At 67.0% G+C, this 16,723-nt stretch carries 14 protein-coding genes; 11 read left to right on the plus strand and 3 right to left on the minus strand.

Features of this window, described 5'->3' with window-relative positions; genetic code table 11:
* The first annotated feature begins 379 nt into the window (after nt 1–379).
* Genes cofD through NP4_RS00450 form a run of 3 tightly spaced genes read left to right on the plus strand, consistent with a single transcriptional unit; the run spans nt 380 to nt 3,252 of the window.
* Complete coding sequence (gene cofD, locus NP4_RS00440) at nt 380–1,378, plus strand: 2-phospho-L-lactate transferase (RefSeq protein WP_245996869.1); 999 nt, start codon at nt 380–382, stop codon at nt 1,376–1,378.
* Nucleotides 1,375–2,721, plus strand: a complete 1,347-nt coding sequence (locus tag NP4_RS00445) for a coenzyme F420-0:L-glutamate ligase (protein WP_067990116.1) — start codon at nt 1,375–1,377, stop codon at nt 2,719–2,721. Before cofD ends, NP4_RS00445 begins: the two co-directional genes overlap by 4 nt.
* A gap of 15 nt (nt 2,722–2,736) precedes the next feature.
* Nucleotides 2,737–3,252 carry an NUDIX hydrolase gene (locus tag NP4_RS00450; RefSeq protein WP_067990119.1) on the plus strand — a complete coding sequence of 172 codons (516 nt, stop codon included), beginning with the start codon at nt 2,737–2,739 and terminating at the stop codon, nt 3,250–3,252.
* Nucleotides 3,253–3,343: 91 nt separating this feature from the next.
* Here NP4_RS00450 and NP4_RS00455 read toward each other — a convergent pair whose 3' ends face one another.
* A complete protein-coding gene (locus tag NP4_RS00455) occupies nt 3,344–4,684 on the minus strand; it encodes a cation:dicarboxylate symporter family transporter (RefSeq protein WP_067990122.1) in 1,341 nt (446 codons plus the stop codon).
* 126 nt (nt 4,685–4,810) lie between these two features.
* Here NP4_RS00455 and NP4_RS00460 point away from each other — a divergent pair, with 126 nt between their 5' ends.
* The 4 genes from NP4_RS00460 to ahcY all read left to right on the plus strand — a co-directional run bounded on the left by NP4_RS00460 (nt 4,811) and on the right by ahcY (nt 10,114).
* A complete protein-coding gene (locus NP4_RS00460) occupies nt 4,811–6,382 on the plus strand; it encodes a sensor histidine kinase (RefSeq protein WP_067990125.1) in 1,572 nt (523 codons plus the stop codon).
* Nucleotides 6,379–7,071, plus strand: a complete 693-nt coding sequence (locus tag NP4_RS00465) for a response regulator (RefSeq protein WP_067990130.1) — start codon at nt 6,379–6,381, stop codon at nt 7,069–7,071. Before NP4_RS00460 ends, NP4_RS00465 begins: the two co-directional genes overlap by 4 nt.
* Nucleotides 7,072–7,465: 394 nt before the next feature.
* The gene (locus NP4_RS00470) at nt 7,466–8,545 is read left to right on the plus strand and encodes an alkane 1-monooxygenase (protein WP_245996870.1); all 1,080 of its coding nucleotides are present in this window, start codon (nt 7,466–7,468) and stop codon (nt 8,543–8,545) included.
* Between the two features lie 93 nt (nt 8,546–8,638).
* Nucleotides 8,639–10,114 carry an adenosylhomocysteinase gene (gene ahcY, locus NP4_RS00475; RefSeq protein WP_067990137.1) on the plus strand — a complete coding sequence of 492 codons (1,476 nt, stop codon included), beginning with the start codon at nt 8,639–8,641 and terminating at the stop codon, nt 10,112–10,114.
* 63 nt (nt 10,115–10,177) lie between these two features.
* Here the strand turns inward: ahcY and NP4_RS00480 are convergent, their stop codons facing one another.
* Entirely contained in the window at nt 10,178–10,378 is a 201-nt protein-coding gene (locus tag NP4_RS00480) for a hypothetical protein (protein WP_147287805.1), read from the minus strand.
* 99 nt (nt 10,379–10,477) lie between these two features.
* The gene (locus NP4_RS00485; RefSeq protein ID WP_067990533.1) at nt 10,478–11,575 is read right to left on the minus strand and encodes a glycerophosphodiester phosphodiesterase; all 1,098 of its coding nucleotides are present in this window, start codon (nt 11,573–11,575) and stop codon (nt 10,478–10,480) included.
* Nucleotides 11,576–11,662: 87 nt separating this feature from the next.
* On the opposite strand from NP4_RS00485, the gene NP4_RS00490 reads away from it, so the two are divergent.
* The 4 genes from NP4_RS00490 (at nt 11,663) to lpqB (ending at nt 16,691) form a co-directional block, all read left to right on the plus strand.
* The gene (locus NP4_RS00490) at nt 11,663–12,310 is read left to right on the plus strand and encodes a dTMP kinase (RefSeq protein WP_067990143.1); all 648 of its coding nucleotides are present in this window, start codon (nt 11,663–11,665) and stop codon (nt 12,308–12,310) included.
* A 78-nt stretch (nt 12,311–12,388) separates the two neighbouring features.
* Nucleotides 12,389–13,066 carry an MtrAB system response regulator MtrA gene (mtrA, locus tag NP4_RS00495; protein ID WP_062507888.1) on the plus strand — a complete coding sequence of 226 codons (678 nt, stop codon included), beginning with the start codon at nt 12,389–12,391 and terminating at the stop codon, nt 13,064–13,066.
* A gap of 41 nt (nt 13,067–13,107) precedes the next feature.
* Nucleotides 13,108–14,871: an MtrAB system histidine kinase MtrB gene (gene mtrB, locus NP4_RS00500; protein ID WP_082875415.1), complete on the plus strand. Its 1,764-nt coding sequence runs from the start codon at nt 13,108–13,110 to the stop codon at nt 14,869–14,871.
* A complete protein-coding gene (gene lpqB / locus NP4_RS00505) occupies nt 14,868–16,691 on the plus strand; it encodes an MtrAB system accessory lipoprotein LpqB (protein ID WP_067990146.1) in 1,824 nt (607 codons plus the stop codon). Before mtrB ends, lpqB begins: the two co-directional genes overlap by 4 nt.
* The last annotated feature ends 32 nt before the right edge of the window (nt 16,692–16,723 follow it).

Genomic DNA, 16,723 nt, shown 5'->3' on the forward strand with positions numbered 1-16,723 from the left:
CCCGGAATGCCCTGCGGGGCCAGCTCCTCGGCCATCGCTCCGCCTCCTCACTGTGTGTTAGCGCAGAATGATTTATCCGCCGGACCTCATCTGCCCACCGACGGCACAACACCGCGACGTAGTCCCGCGGCCATCCCCGAGCTAGTCAGCCCGATGCGAACGCCTGTTCGAAATCTGGCCTGCGCCTTGCACTCTCGCGCGGGCCCGGAATGACATGCCTGTGATTAGACACGCCGGACGCCGCGATGGTCAAGCTGCCGACACAATTCCGTTACTATCCGCCGCCGTCTTCGACGCGGTTCGGTAACCGGAAGTAGCAAATGAGCAGCAAATATGCTTCGAAGCATGAGCCTAGCGCCACCGCATAGGCTGTGTCGATGTGAGTGGAGAACGAGCGGAGATCACGCCCGCCGAGGGGTCGCGCATCGCGGTGCTGGTCGGTGGAGTCGGTGGCGCGCGCTTCCTGCAGGGCGTCCGCGAACTGCTGCCCGGTGCGGAGGTTTCGGCCGTCGTCAATGTGGGCGACGACGTCTGGATGCACGGGCTGCGCATCTGCCCCGACCTGGACACCTGCATGTATACCCTTGGTGGAGGGATAGATCCGGAACGCGGTTGGGGCCGGCGCGGGGAAACCTGGCACGCCAAGGAGGAACTGGCCAATTACCGGGCGCAGCCGGATTGGTTCGGACTGGGCGATCGGGATATCGCCACCCATCTCGTCCGCAGTGAAATGCTGCGTGCCGGCTACCCGCTCTCCGCGGTCGTCGAGGCGCTGTGCAACCGGTGGCAGCCGGGAGTGAAACTGGTTCCGGCAACCGACGACAGGTGTGAAACACATGTTGTCATCACCGACCCGGAGAACCCTGGCGAACGCCGCGCGATTCATTTTCAGGAGTGGTGGGTACGCTATCGCGCGGACGTCGAGACCCATGGATTCGTCACAATCGGGGCGGAACAGGCCACACCTGCCCCAGGTGTGATCGAAATCATAGAATCCGCCGACGCGGTCCTGCTGGCCCCGTCGAACCCCGTGGTGAGCATCGGGGCCATCCTCGCGGTGCCCGGAATTCGCGGCGCGCTGCGCACGACGAAGGCGAAGGTGATCGGGCTGTCACCGGTGATCGATGGAAAGCCGTTGCGCGGCATGGCCGACGAATGTCTGTCGGTGATCGGTGTGGAGACCACGGCCGAGGCCATCGGCCGGCATTACGGTGCGCGCTCGGAGACCGGCATCCTCGACGGCTGGCTCGTGCACTCCACCGACACCGCCGAGGTGTCCGGTGTCGAGGTGCGCAGCGTGCCGCTGCTGATGACCGATCCGGCCGCGACCGGTGAAATGGTGCGTGAGGCACTGGATCTGGCGGGAGTGAAGCCGTGACCGTCACCGATCATGCCCCGGGCGGGGAACTGCGCATTCTGCCGGTGCCCGGGCTGCCCGAATTCCGGCCCGGCGACGATCTGGCCGAACATATTGCGGCGCAGGCGCCCTGGCTCGCCGACGGCGACGTGCTGGTGGTGACGAGCAAGATCGTCGCCAAGGCGGAGGGTCGCATCGTCGCCGCGCCCGCCGATCCGGAGGAGCGCGACACGCTGCGACGAGAACTCGTTCGCGCCGAGGCGGTGCGGGTGCTCGCGCAGAAGGGCCGCACCCTCATCACCGAGAACCGCATCGGCATCGTGCAGGCGGCCTCGGGTGTGGACGGCTCGAATGTGGAACAGGGCGAACTGGTACTGCTGCCCGCCGATCCCGATGCCAGCGCCAAGGCCCTGCGTGCCGCGCTGGCCGATCGGCTCGGCGTGGACGTCGCGATCGTCATCACCGACACCATGGGCCGCGCCTGGCGGATCGGGCAGATCGACGCCGCGATCGGCTCGGCCGGACTGCGCGTGGTGCACGACTACGCGGGCGCGATCGATGGACAGGGCAACGAATTACACGTGACCCAGGTGGCCGTCGCCGACGAGCTGGCGGCCGCGGCCGATCTGGTGAAGGGCAAACTCGGCGGCGTGCCGGTGGCGGTGGTGCGCGGACTGACCCCCTACGACGACGGTTCGCGCGCGGCCGATCTGCTGCGCCGCGGCGAGGAGGATCTGTTCTGGCTCGGCACCGCCGAGGCGTTGGCGCAGGGCCGCCGCGAGGCGCTGCTGATGCGGCGCTCGGTGCGCCGATTCGCCGATACGCCGGTCGATCCCGAGCTGATCCGGGAATCGGTCTCGGACGCGCTGACCGCGCCCGCGCCGCACCACACCCGGCCCGTGCGATTCGTCTGGGTGCGCGATCCGCTGTTACGGACGCGACTGCTCGAGACGATGGCCGACAAGTGGCGGGCCGACCTGACCGCCGACGGGCTGCCCGCCGACCGGGTCGAGCGGCGAGTCGGCCGGGGCCGCATCCTGTTCGACGCGCCCGAGGTGATCATTCCGTTCTGCGTACCCGACGGCGCGCACGACTATCCGGACGAGCGGCGCACCGCCGCGGAGAAGACCATGTTCACCGTGGCGGTCGGCGCGGCCGTGCAGGGACTGCTGGTCGCCCTGGCCACCCGCGGGGTCGGCAGCTGCTGGATCGGCTCGACGATCTTCGCGCCGGAACTCACCCGCGAGGTGCTCGGATTGGACGGTGACTGGAATCCCTTGGGGGCCATAGCCATCGGCTACCCTGACGAGGAATTGGCCCCGCGCGAGCCGCGGGAGCCCGGGGTGGGTCTGCTCGAACTCTAGGGACGAAGGGAACCGATGAGCGCGGAATCGTTGCATGCCTCGGCACGGGAGTTGCTCGAGAAGTGGTCGCCCGCGGCCGGTCCGGAGCAGTCGCTGCGCCAGGCGATGCTGGCATTCCTCGGGGCGTCGCCGCGCAGCTGTCTGCGCGAGCACGTCCCGGGGCATATCACCGCCTCCGCGCTCGTGTTCTCCCACGATGAACGGGAGATCCTGCTGACCCTGCATCCGCGGGTGGGGCTGTGGATCCAATTGGGCGGACACTGCGAGGAATCCGACGAGACGGTGGTCGACGCCGCGCTGCGGGAGGCGCTCGAGGAGTCCGGTATCGCGGATCTGGAGATCGAGCCGCAGCTCTACGGGGCCCAGGCCCATCCGATCACCTGTTCGCTCGGCGTCCCGACCCGCCATCTGGACCTGCTGTTCCGGGTCCGCGCGCCGAAAGACGCGGTGCCGGTGCGCAGTTCGGAGTCCACGGATCTGCGGTGGTGGCCGGTGGACGCGCTGCCGGAGAACGCGGAAGTGCTGCTCTAGAAAATGGAAGGCGCCGGTGCGCTGTCCGCTCGGGGGTGATGAGCGGGGCGCACCGGCGCGGCTGGTCTCGGCCCTGGGAACAAGGCGGGTACTAGGCCGGGACCAGGTCTTTGTCGGCCGACGGATGATCGTCGACCAAAGTCGTTTCGTCGAAGGGCAATTCGCGGTCCAGCACCGAGCGCACCCGGACCGGATCGATGGTCTTGGTCCAAGTGCCGATCAGCACGGTGGCCACGGCATTACCGGAGAAGTTGGTGACCGCGCGGGCCTCGGACATGAATCGGTCGATGCCGACGATCAGGCCGACGCCGTTGATCAGATCCGGCCGATGACTCTGTAGGCCTCCGGCCAGCGTGGCCAGGCCCGCGCCTGTCACGCCGGCCGCGCCCTTGGACGCCACGATCATGAAGGCCAGCAAGCCGATCTGCTCTCCCAGAGCCATCGGTTTGCCCATCGCATCGGCTATGAAAAGCGAGGCCATCGTCAGGTAGATCGCGGTGCCGTCCAGGTTGAACGAGTACCCCGTCGGCACCACGATGCCAACCGTGGTGCGCTCCACGCCCATATGTTCCATCTTCGCGATCAGCCGCGGCAGCGCCGATTCCGACGACGAGGTGGAGACGATGAGCAGGTACTCGCGGGCCAGATACCGGACCAGTTTGAAGATCGACACACCGGACGTGACCCTCATCAAAACGCCCAGCACACCGAAGACGAACAGCAAACAGGTCAGGTAGAACGCGACCATCAACACGGCGAGTTCCTTCACCGCACCGAGTCCGGTGGTGGCGACCACATTCGCCATCGCGCCGAACGCACCGATCGGCGCCAGCCACAGGATCATGATCAGAATCCGGAACACCAGCTTCTGCACCAGTTCCACGCCGCGCAGCAGCGGTTCGCCGGTGGCGCCCATCGCCTGGATGCCGAAACCCACCAGCAGCGCGACGAACAGCGTCTGCAATACGCTGCCCGCGGTCAGCGACGACAGCAGTGAGGTGGGCACGATGCCCTCCAGGAACTGCCACGTACCGCCCGCGCCCTCGGCCTGTTTGACGAATTTCGCCGCGTCCTTGGCATGGCCGGCGATATTCAAACCGGTACCGGGCTGCAGCAGATTGCCGACCACCAGCCCGATGCCCAGCGCGACCGTCGACATGATCAGGAAGTAGCCGATCGCCAGGCCGCCGATCCGGCCGACCCGCGATGCGGCCCGCACCGATCCGATGCCGAGCACGATCGTGCAGAAGATGACCGGCGAGATCATCATCTTGATCAGGTTGACGAAGATCGTGCCCAGTTCGGCGACCGACTTCCCGACCCCGGGTGCGAGCCAGCCGACGAGCACACCGGCCACCACCGCCACGATCACGGCGAGGTAGAGCCAATGGGTTCGGTCGCGCTTCGGCCGCGCCGCGGTCGTATCGGTCATCGTCTGTGCTGCCTCCGGGTGATCCTGCGTGCTCCTGCGTGAGCCGGGCCACGCGTTCTCGGGAAATCATGTCGGCTACCGTGACGACCGTCACTATTTCGTACATTTCGTTCACCGGGAGGCGCGTTGGGTTCGCGGCGACGGCGCGGCACGACTCTGGCCGGGCAGGTCTTCCTGGTGCAACTGCTGGTGCTGGTGGCGGTGATCGGCATCGGCGCGACGCTCGCGCTGTGGGAGGTGCGCCGCGAACAGGACGAGGCCACCCGCCAGGTCGTCACCGGGATCGCGGTGGCGGTCGCGCAATCGCCCGCGACCGTGGCGGCCGTGCACGAACCGGATCCGACCGCGCTGCTGCAGCCGGTCACCGAGCGCATCCGCAAGCAGACCGGCGTGGATTTCATCGTGGTGATGGCGCCCGACCGCACCCGCTACACCCACACCGAACCGGATCGGATCGGAAAACCTTTCAGCGGCAATATCTATCGCGCCCTGCGCGGGGAAACCTTCACCGAGACCTACACCGGCACCCTGGGACCGTCCATCCGGGTCGTCACCCCGGTGCGCGACGAGATCGGCGGCGGGGTGGTGGCCCTGGTCTCGGTGGGGGTCACCCGGGCGACCATCGGCGATCAGGTACTCGAACAACTGCCCCTGATCCTCGGCGCGGCCGGGGCCGGTCTGCTGTTGGCGACCCTGGGCTCACTGCTGTTGCGCCGCAGATTGATGCGCCAGACCCACGGCCTGGGTCCGGCCGAATTACGTTCGCTCTACGAACATCACGACGCCGTACTGCATTCGGTGCACGAGGGTCTGGTGGTATTCGATCAGGACGCCGAGGAGGCGGCCGTGGTCAACGACGAGGCCCGCGAGCTGCTGGAACTGCCCGATGGACCGGTGCGCCGCACCGATCTGCCGGTCTCGTTGCGGCGCTTGGGCATGACCGTGGTGCGCGATGAGATGCATGTGACCGCTCAGCGCGTGCTGGTGGTCAATCAGGATGTGGTCACCTGGTCGGACCGTCCGCTGGGCACCGTGCTGACCGTGCGTGATCACACCGAATTACGGGACATGATGGGCGAATTGAACTCCGTGCGCGGACTGGCCGACTCGCTGCGCGCCCAGGCCCACGAATCGGCCAACCGGCTGCATGCGGTGATCACGCTGGTGGAACTGGGCCGCCCGCGCGAGGCGGTGGAATTCGCGACGGCCGAACTGCGGCTGTCGCAGGCCCTCATCGATCGACTCACCGGCGCGGTACAGGAGCCGGCGTTGGCGGCGCTGCTGTTGGGCAAGGTCGATCAGGCTTTGGAACGCGGCGTGGAACTGACCGTCGCCGAGGACACCGCGCTGGACTCGGCCGCGCCGCTGAGCCCGCACGAGATGGTCACCCTGGTCGGCAATCTGGTCGACAACGCCCTGGACGCGGTGGCCCAGAGCCCCGACGCCTGGGTGGAGGTCACCGTGCGCCAGCATGATTCGCAGTTGTACATCCGCGTCGCCGACAGCGGCGCGGGCATGTCGGAGGAGGTGTTCACGCGCGCGATGGAACGCGGCTATTCGACCAAGACCGATCACCAGGGCCTGGGTCTGGCGCTGGTGCGGCGGCTGGTGGCCCGCTACGGCGGCACGCTGGACGCCGAGCGCGCCCCGGAAGCGGCCGTGGTGGTGCGCATTCCGGTCGCCGGGGGCCGCGCGTGATCCGGGTGCTGATCGTGGAGGACGAACCGCGCATCGCCGCGGCGCACCGATCGTATGTGGAGCGGGTCGAGGGCTTCACCCCGATCGCGGTGGCCCACACCGGCCGTGACGCCCTGCGGGAGGCCGGGCAGGCCGTTGCCGCGGGCGCGCCGATCGATCTGGTGCTGATGGATATCGGCCTGCCCGATATCGGCGGCCTCGAGGTCACCGCGGCACTGGCCCGGCTGCGCCCGCGGCCCGATGTCATCGCCATCACCTCGTCGCGGGATCTGGATATGGTGCGCGCGGCGGTGGCGCACGGGGTGGCACTGTACCTGCTGAAACCGTTCACCTTCGCGGCCTTTCGCGACAAGCTCGAGCGCTATCGCGAATTCCACACCGCGTTGTCGGCCGGGGCGGCCGCGGTCACCCAGCACGATATCGATCGCGCGTTCGGCGCGCTGCGCACCCCGGACCCCAAGGCCGTCGCGCCCAAAGGCATTGCCCCGCATACCCTGGAGGAGATCTCGCGCGCGGTGCGCACCGCCGAGGTCGGCCTGTCGGCCACCGAGACCGGGCGCGCCATCGGCGTTTCACGGGTCACGGCGTGGCGCTACCTGGAGCGATTGGCCGATGACGGGGTGGTCGACCGGCGCACCGATTACGGCCGGGCCGGGCGACCGCAGGTGCGGTACGTGTGGCGTAAGTGACTGGGCGTTTCCCAATCGTGTTGAGCTGTATAACATTTGTGCCGACCCATCGAGGATGCTGGGCGGCAACTGGGCAGCGTCGACGATCTCCGGACCGGCCCGCGACCGCGTTGCCACGGTGGGGCCTCGAGCTCGTCGAGCGTTCGCCGGTGGGATGCGGTGGCGGGAACCTCGTGTGCAACAGCTCAAAAGGGGACCCCGGGGTATGTAACGGTTGCCACGTTTGATAGATCCGTATGGATGTAACGGGCGTAAAGTCGGGACAGATCTACTGGCGATAGTTCCAGGGTACTTTTTTAGCGGGGCAAACGTGCAAACGGTCGGCAAACGCTCGGGTTCGCCTGACCCCAAGCGACACCTGTGGGTGCTGGGGTTGATAGCTCCGGGTTGTGCGTTGCTGCCTTCTCAGCTGGTGCTGCACACCGGATTTCCGGTGTTCTGGTGGATCGGACCGATCATCGTGCTGATCGCGATCCCGGTGCTGGACTGGGTGGTGGGGGAGGACGGCAACAATCCTCGGGACGAGGACTACGAACTCCTCTCCAATGATCGGTACTACCGATGGTGTACCTATCTGTTCCTGCCGATCCAGCTGACGGGGCTGTGGATCGCCGCCTACATGTGGGCCGGCGACGAGCTGAGTCCCGTCGACAAGCTGGGTCTGGCGGCCACTCTCGGATTCGTCAGCGGGATCGGCATCAACGCCGCCCACGAACTCGGCCATCGGGTCGAGCACATGGAGCGGTGGCTGGCGAAGATCGCACTGGCCCAATCGGGTTACGGGCACTTCTTCGTCGAGCACAACAAGGGCCATCACGCGCGGGTGGCCACGCCGGAGGATCCGGCCAGCGCGCGGCTGGGGGAGGCGCTGTGGGAGTTCCTGCCGCGCAGCGTATTCGGCGGATTCCGCTCGGCGGTGCGGATCGAGCGGGACCGGTTGCGGCGCAAGGGTCACGGCTGGTGGACCCCGCACAATCACATCCTGCAGGCCTGGTCGATGACGCTGGCGCTGTACGCGGTGCTGCTGGCGGCGTTCGGGCCGCGGATCCTGCCGTATCTGTTGCTGCAGGCGGTGATCGGGGCCGCGCTGCTCGAGACGGTCAACTACGTCGAGCACTACGGTCTGCTGCGGGGCAAGCGGTCCAACGGTTCCTGGGCGCGCTGCTCACCGGCCGACAGCTGGAACAGCGATCGCCTCGTCACCAATATCTTCCTGTTCCACCTGCAGCGGCACAGCGATCACCACGCCAATCCGGGACGCCGGTACCAGACGTTGCGTTCCACGCGGGAGGCGCCACAACTCCCGGCCGGATATGCCACCATGATCCTGCTGGCGACCATCCCCCCGCTGTGGCGGCATGTGATGGACCCGAGGGTGCTCGCGCACTACGGCGGCGATGTGGCCAAGGCCAATATCGCACCGCGGAAACGGAAGCGGATCCTCGCGACATACGGCGAGGCCGCGGCGGCCTGAAGGCTCAACCGACCTGTGACTTCACGCCCATGCGTACCGTGTACGCACATTTGGTACTAGTCTCTCCTCGTACACGCCGACCAGGAGAGGCTGATGACGACCGCAGTGAGCAGCAAGACGACTGCCGACCACCGCAACGGGATCGATTTCAAGGTGGCGGACCTGTCGCTGGCCGAGTTCGGCCGCAAGGAGATCCGGTTGGCCGAGCACGAGATGCCCGGTCTCATGGCGCTGCGCCGCGAGTACGCGGAGGTGCAGCCGCTGAAGGGCGCCCGTATTTCGGGTTCGCTGCACATGACCGTGCAGACCGCGGTGCTGATCGAGACCCTGGTCGACCTGGGCGCCCAGGTGCGCTGGGCGTCCTGCAACATCTTCTCCACCCAGGACCACGCGGCCGCGGCCGTCGTCGTCGGCCCGCACGGCACGGTGGACGAGCCCAAGGGCACCCCGGTGTTCGCCTGGAAGGGTGAGACGCTCGAGGAGTACTGGTGGGCGGCCGAGCAGATGCTGACCTGGCCGGACGAGCCCGCGAACATGATCCTCGACGACGGCGGCGACGCCACCATGCTGGTGCTGCGCGGCGCGCAGTTCGAGAAGGCCGGTGTGGTGCCGCCGGAGGACGAGACCCACTCCACCGAGTACAAGGTCTTCCTGAACCTGCTGCGCGCGAGCCTCGAGGCCGACAAGGGCAAGTGGTCCAAGATCGCCGAGTCGGTCAAGGGCGTCACCGAGGAGACCACCACCGGCGTACTGCGGCTGTACCAGTTCGCGGCCGCGGGTGAGCTGTCGTTCCCGGCGATCAATGTCAACGACTCGGTCACCAAGTCGAAGTTCGACAACAAGTACGGCACCCGCCACTCGCTCATCGACGGCATCAACCGCGGCACCGATGTGCTGATCGGCGGTAAGAAGGTGCTGATCTGTGGTTACGGCGATGTCGGCAAGGGCTGTGCGGAGTCGCTGGCCGGTCAGGGCGCTCGCGTGCAGGTCACCGAGATCGATCCGATCAACGCGCTGCAGGCGCTGATGGACGGCTTCGACGTGGTCACCGTCGAACAGGCGATCGGCAATGCCGACATCGTGGTCACCTCGACCGGCAACAAGGACATCATCACCCTCGATCACATGAAGGCGATGAAGGACCAGGCCATCCTGGGCAATATCGGTCACTTCGACAACGAGATCGATATGGCCGCCCTGGAGAACTCGGGCGCCACCCGCCTGAACATCAAGCCGCAGGTCGACCTGTGGACGTTCAAGGAGTCGGGCCGCTCGATCATCGTGCTGTCCGAGGGTCGCCTGCTGAATCTGGGCAATGCCACCGGCCACCCCTCGTTCGTCATGTCGAACTCCTTCTCCAACCAGGTCATCGCGCAGATCGAGCTGTGGACCAAGCCGCAGGAGTACGACAACGAGGTCTACCGCCTGCCGAAGGTGCTCGACGAGAAGGTCGCCAAGATCCACGTCGAGGCCCTGGGCGGCACGCTCACCAAGCTGACCAAGGATCAGGCCGAGTACATCGGCGTCGACGTCGAGGGCCCGTTCAAGCCGGAGCACTACCGCTACTGAGCCCGAGAGCCGAACGGCCCGGCGACTTCTCGTCGCCGGGCCGTTCGTCGTTCGATCCGAGGATCAGATCTGGCAGGTGGGGCTGGGGTGCAGCAGCCAGCAGAGGATCGATCCCGGTCCCGCCGAACCGGTGAGCAGATCGGCCGAACCGGTCGAGGCGACCGGTGCGGTGGCGACCTCCTCGGGCGTCGCGGCCGCGGTCGCCTGGGTGGCGCCCACGAGCGCGCCGACGGCGGCCGTGGCGAGGGTGAGACGAATCGACATGCGCATGAAGTGTTTCCTGACTACCGGAGTGAATACTGTTCGGCCGGTATATCCGTGCGCGATCCGGCTCCGAAACACGGCCCGCTGCCCCGAATTCCTCTACTTCCGGTAGGCCCGGGGTAGTGGTAAGCCCTTGTCCTGCATCGCCTTCCGGGCTCGGTCGGGATAGTCGGTGATGATCCCGTCCACCCCGGTGTCCAGCTGCGCGGCAATCGTGGCCTGGTCGTTGACCGTCCACGGCACCACCTTCAGGCCCTTCTCGTGGGCCTTGCGGACGTAGTCGGCGTCGGCGGTGAAGCGGAAGCCGGAGTCACCCGCCTTGGTCGGGCTGTCCTGCGCCGGGACGTAGCTCGGCGAGGAGATGTTCGCGCCCAGCGCCGCGATCGCGCCGAGCGGATCGTTCACATGATCCTCGTAGCGAATCGGACCGAGCCAGCGGCTGCCCGCCCTGAAGGTGGTGTCGTCGTACAGCGCGACCGTCGGCACCGCCGGATTCCGCTGTTTCACCAGTGGCAGACTCGACCAGTCGAAGCTCTGGATCTCCACCCGGTCGGTCGCCCCCGCCGCGGCGACGGTGTCGAGGATGACGTCGACGAATTCCTGTGGCGCGGCGGTCTGTTCCGGATGTTCCGCCTCGATCTTGGTTTCGATGTTGTAGCGGATGGTCTCGAATGCGCCGGGATAACTCTTCACCAGATCGAACAGTTCGGGCAGCCGCGCGATTCGATTGTTCGTCACCGCGCGCTGTTCGGGAAAGTTCGGCAGTGTCTTGGAACAGTCGACGGTGCGCACCTGGTCGTAGGTGAGTTCGTGGATCGTCTTGCCCACATAGGGATATTTCGGATCGTCCGGGAATGCGGGCGCGGTATCGGCGCACTTGTCCGACTGAATAGTCGGATCGTGCCAGACCATCGGAACCTTGTCGGCGGTGAGACCGATATCCAGTTCCAGCGTGCTGACGCCGAGTTCGAGCGAATGCGCGTAGGCCGCGAGCGACTCCTCGGTCAGCAATCCGCGGCCGCCGCGATGGGACTGCAGATCCACCGCACGCTGCGGATCCAGCGCCGGCGTGCTCGTAGCCGCCGAACCCGAACCGCCGCCCGAGTCGCCGCAGGCGGCGGTGGCCGCCAGGGCAACCGCGCAGCCGACGACGGAGATTGCCCGGTATAAGTGCTTTCTCACGATTGTGGGATGCATTCCGGTCACCCTAGCGATCCAAGGGCAACGCGTGCCGACGCCCGGGTGACCGGCGCGTGCCGCGGGGGAGCGTCTAACCTGTTGCGCATGGGTGCGTTGGTGGCGGTGGAGGGACTCGACGGCGCGGGTAAGCGCACGCTCATCGATGCCGTGGTGACGGGCCTGGCCGAGCGCGGGCTGCGGGTCGCGACGCTGGCGTTTCCCCGCTACGGGCGATCGGTGCACGCCGATCTGGCGGCCGAGGCGCTGCGCGGGCGACACGGCGATCTGGCCGCCTCGGTCAATGGAATGGGCCTGCTGTTCGCCCTGGATCGGGCCGGGGCCCGCGACGAGCTGGCGAAGCTGTTGGCCGACAACGACATCGTGCTACTCGATCGCTACGTCGCCTCGAATGTCGCATACAACGCGGCACGAACCGACCAGTCCGTGGACGGGGAAATCGCTTCCTGGGTGGCGGAATTGGAATTCGGTCGATTCGAAATGCCGGTGCCGGATGTCCAGGTGCTGTTGGACGTACCCACCGAACTCGCCGCGGAACGGGCGCGTCGGCGCGGCGAACTCGACACCGCCCGCGCGCTGGACGCATACGAACGCGACAAAGGGCTGCAGGAGCGTACCGCGGCGGTCTATCGTGTGTTGGCCGAAACGCATTGGCACGGATCGTGGTGGGTGCATCGACCGCATGACGATCCGGCAACGCTTACCGCGCGCCTGGCGGAAAAGGTTGCCCTATAGGGTTGGATGTGCGTCGGTAATGTACCAGTGTTGGCGTGGTTGCCCGTTTCGAGCCGGAGAGATGACAACATAGTAGTTATGAAGCCGAAGATTCTGGTCGTCGACGACGATATGGCGCTCGCGGAGATGCTCACGATCGTCTTGCGCGGCGAGGGTTTCGATCCCCACGTGGTCGGCGACGGTACGCAGGCGCTCACCGCTGTCCGGGAACTGCGCCCGGATCTGGTGCTGCTGGATCTCATGCTGCCGGGCATGAACGGCATCGACGTATGCCGCGTGCTACGAGCCGATTCGGGCGTGCCGATCGTGATGCTGACGGCGAAGACCGATACGGTCGACGTCGTGTTGGGCCTGGAGTCGGGCGCCGACGATTACATCGTCAAGCCGTTCAAGCCGAAGGAACTCGTCGCCCGGGTACGCGCTCGGCTGCGCCGGACCGAGGAGGAACCGGCGGAGCTGCTGTCCATCGCGGATATCGTCATCGATGTGCCGGCGCACAAGGTGACCCGCGGTGGTCAGCAGATCTCGCTGACTCCGCTCGAATTCGACCTGCTGGTGGCGCTGGCGCGCAAGCCGCGTCAGGTGTTCACTCGCGAGGTGCTGTTGGAACAGGTCTGGGGTTATCGGCATGCCGCCGACACCCGCCTGGTCAACGTGCATGTGCAGCGACTGCGCGCGAAGGTCGAGAAGGATCCGGAGAATCCTGAGATCGTGCTGACCGTTCGTGGCGTGGGGTACAAGGCCGGACCGCCGTGATCGATAGCTCCAGAAACCGCCTCGCGCGGTTACTGGCGGCGATGGTGGCCTGGTTCAAATCCGTCGGAGAGTCACTGGGCCACGTTTGGCGACGTTCGCTGCAATTGCGCGTCGTCGTGTCCACCCTCACCCTGTCGCTGATCGTGATCACGATTCTGGGTGTGGTGCTGACCAGTCAGATCACCGATCGACTGCTCGACGCGAAGATCAACGCGGCCGTGGAGGAGATGGGTCGCGCCCGCAACACGGTGGAGAGCCAGTTGACGGGCGCGCACGATTCGAGCACCCAGACCGTGCGGCTGCAGGACGCGCTGCGCGGGCTGTCGTCGGGCAGTTCCCAATCCGGCGGCGCCGCAGGCAGTTACGACGCCGCGCTGGCGATGATCGGGGAGGGCCAGCAGGAGATCACGGCCGGGCCGATCCAGGACGTGCCCGCCGAGCTGCGCCGGTTCGTCCAGCAGAATCAGCTCAGCTATCAGTTCGTCACGATCTCCGATCCCGACGGCTATCGCGGTCCGGTACTGATCATCGGCAGTCCCAGCGCCGATGTGCCCACCCTCGAGGTCTATCTGATCTTCCCGCTCAACAACGAGGATCGCAGCCTGCAGCTGATGCGCGGCACGATGCTCATCGGCGGCATCGTGCTGCTGGTGCTGTTGGCCGCGATCACCGCGCTGGTGACCCGACAGGTGGTGCTGCCGATCCGATCGGCGGCGCGGATCGCCCAGCGCTTCGCCGACGGCCGGCTCAAGGAGCGGATGCTGGTGCGCGGCGAGGACGATATGGCGCGGTTGGCCATGTCGTTCAACGAGATGGCCGAAAGTCTGTCCAACCAGATCACCCAGCTCGAGGAGTTCGGAAATCTGCAGCGCCGCTTCACCTCCGATGTCAGCCATGAGCTGCGCACCCCGCTGACCACCGTGCGCATGGCCGCCGACCTCATCCACAGTTCCAGCGACGAACTGGATCCGGCCCTGGCGCGCAGCTCGGAACTGCTGGTGACCGAGCTGGACCGGTTCGAAAGCCTGCTCAACGATCTGCTCGAGATCAGCCGCCACGACGCGAAAGTGGCCGAACTGCAGGTGGAATCGCTCGACGTACGCATGTGCGCGCGGGCGGCGCTGTCGACCGTGCGGCATCTGGCCAAGGAGTCCGGCGCCGAGGTCGTGGTGGACCTGCCCGAGGAGCCGCTGGTGGCCGAGGTCGATCCGCGCCGCGTGGAGCGCGTGCTGCGCAATCTGCTCGCCAATGCCATCGACCACAGCGAGGGCAAACCGGTGCTGTTGCGGATGCGCGGCGATGTGGAGGCCAATGCGGTCGCCATCGTGGTCCGCGATCAGGGTGTCGGCCTGCGACCGGGCGAGGAGAAGCTGGTGTTCAACAGATTCTGGCGCTCGGACCCCTCGCGCATGCGCCGCTCCGGCGGCACCGGTCTGGGCCTGTCGATCAGTGTGGAGGACGCCAATCTGCACGAGGGCAAGCTCGAGGCGTGGGGCGAACTCGGTGTCGGCGCGAGTTTCCGGCTCACGCTGCCGATGACGCGCGGCCGCAAGATGGGCGCCAGCCCGCTGTCGCTGGATCCGCCCAAGCGCCGGGTGCAGATGGTGGAGGCCGCGATACCGTCGGAGGAGGCCGAATCCGATTCGGCGACGGGCGAATCCGCACCCCCCGGCGCGCCCGTCGATACGAATCACCCGCTGCCGCAAGACGGTTCGCTCGACGGCGCGACGCCCCCGGCGCACCGCGCGAACGGATCCACCGCCGCGGATTCCGTCTTCAGCGATACCGGAGACGGAAAGTCATGAGCCGGTTCGGAAGACCGCGCATCGTCGCCTGCCTGATCCTGGTCGGCCTGCTGGCCCTGACCGGCTGCGCCAACCTGCCCGATTCCTCGGCGCCACAGGCACTGGGCACCATCGATCGCGAGCCGACGTCTTCCGCACCGCCGCAACCGATTCAGGGCCGCGACCCGGATCTGCTGCTGCGCGATTTCCTGCAGGCCACGGCCGATCCGACCAACCGGCATCAGGCCGCGCGCCAGTATCTGTCGCCGACCGCGGCGGCCACCTGGGACGACACCGCGGGCACGACGATCGTCGAATCACCGGATACCCTGCGCGAATCCCGCTCCGGCGATACCGCGACCTACAAGATCCGCGCCAACAAGACCGGCGAGCTCGAATCCGACGGCTCCTACCGCGCCGCCTCGGCCTCGGCCACCGGCTACGAGGGCAAGATCGAAATGGTTCGGGTGGGCGGCGAATGGCGCATCGATGAGCTGCAACCCGGTGTGGTGGTGGTCAATACCGCCTTCGAAAAGTCCTACCGGTGTTATTCGCTGTATTTCCCGAATTCCGCCGGTACCACCATGGTTCCGGATCTGCGCTGGGTCTCCGAGCGCAAGGAGCAGCTCACCCAGCGGCTGCTGAGCCTGCTCGCCGAAGGGCCGCAGCCCGCGCTGAATCCCGCGGTGCGCAATGTCCTGTCCAATCCGGTCAGCCTGCGCGGCGGCATCACCAAGGCCAACGGGCAGAGCGATGGCGTCGGCGTCGGCGTGGGCGGGGTGCAGATCGACTTCGCCGGGGCCTCGACGCTGGATCAGCACAACAAGGAACTGCTCGCCGCGCAGGTGGTGCTGACGCTGTCGGACGCCGGTGTGCTCGGGCCGTATGTGCTGCTGGGCGACGGTAAGCCGCTCGACGATCGCTATGCAGCCTCGGGCTGGTCGCCGGTCGATGTGAACGCCATGAATCCGATGGCCAACGCGCAGAACCGGATCGGGCTGCACGCCGTGCGGGACGGATCGCTGGTCAAGGTCGATATCGGCAAGAACGAGATCCTTCCGACGCCGGGCTATTTCGGCACCGCGCGCAATCTGCAGTCGGTCGCGCTCTCGGCGGACGGCCAGTTCGTGGCCGCGGTCGCCGACAGCGGCCGTCCCGCGCCGGATCCGCCGCGCACCCTGGTGATCGGCACCTACGACGGCAATGCCACCGTGCCTGTGGCGCAGGGCAATACCTTCACCCGGCCGTCCTGGGCGCTCGACGGCAGCGCGGCGTGGACGGTCGTCGACGGCGATCACGTGATCCGCGCCGTACACGATCGCAGCACCGGCAATATCTCGCAGCAGGACGTGGACACCTCCGCGTTGTTCACCCCGCCCGCCAACCCCGCCGACACCCCGCTGCGCGGGCCGATCACCGATCTGCGCATCGATCGCACCGGTGCGCGCGCGGTACTGGTCGCCGCGGGCAAGGTGTACGCGGTGGTGGTCGCGCCGCGTCCGGACGGCAAGTACGCGCTGACCTCGCCGCTGCCGGTGGCGGTCACGCTCAGCACGCCGGTGGTCTCGGTCGACTGGTACAGCACCGATACCGTCATCCTGGCCCGCGAGGGCAATGTCGATCCGGTCGAGACGATCAAGATCGACGGCTTCCACCCGACCCCGCTCACCCCGCAGAACCTCACCCCGCCGGTGCGTATCGTCAGCGCCACTCCCGAAACCCAATACGTGGCCGACGCCCGCGCGGTGATGCAACTGCAGTCCGCCGAGCCGAGCAGTGAACGCTTCTGGCGCGAGGTCTACAACCTGGGCCCCAATGCCGCCCCGGTGCTGCCGGGCTGATTCCTGTCGGTGCCCCGGGTCATACTCGGGCC

This window comes from Nocardia pseudobrasiliensis NBRC 108224, assembly GCF_001613105.1.
Lineage (GTDB): Bacteria > Actinomycetota > Actinomycetes > Mycobacteriales > Mycobacteriaceae > Nocardia > Nocardia pseudobrasiliensis.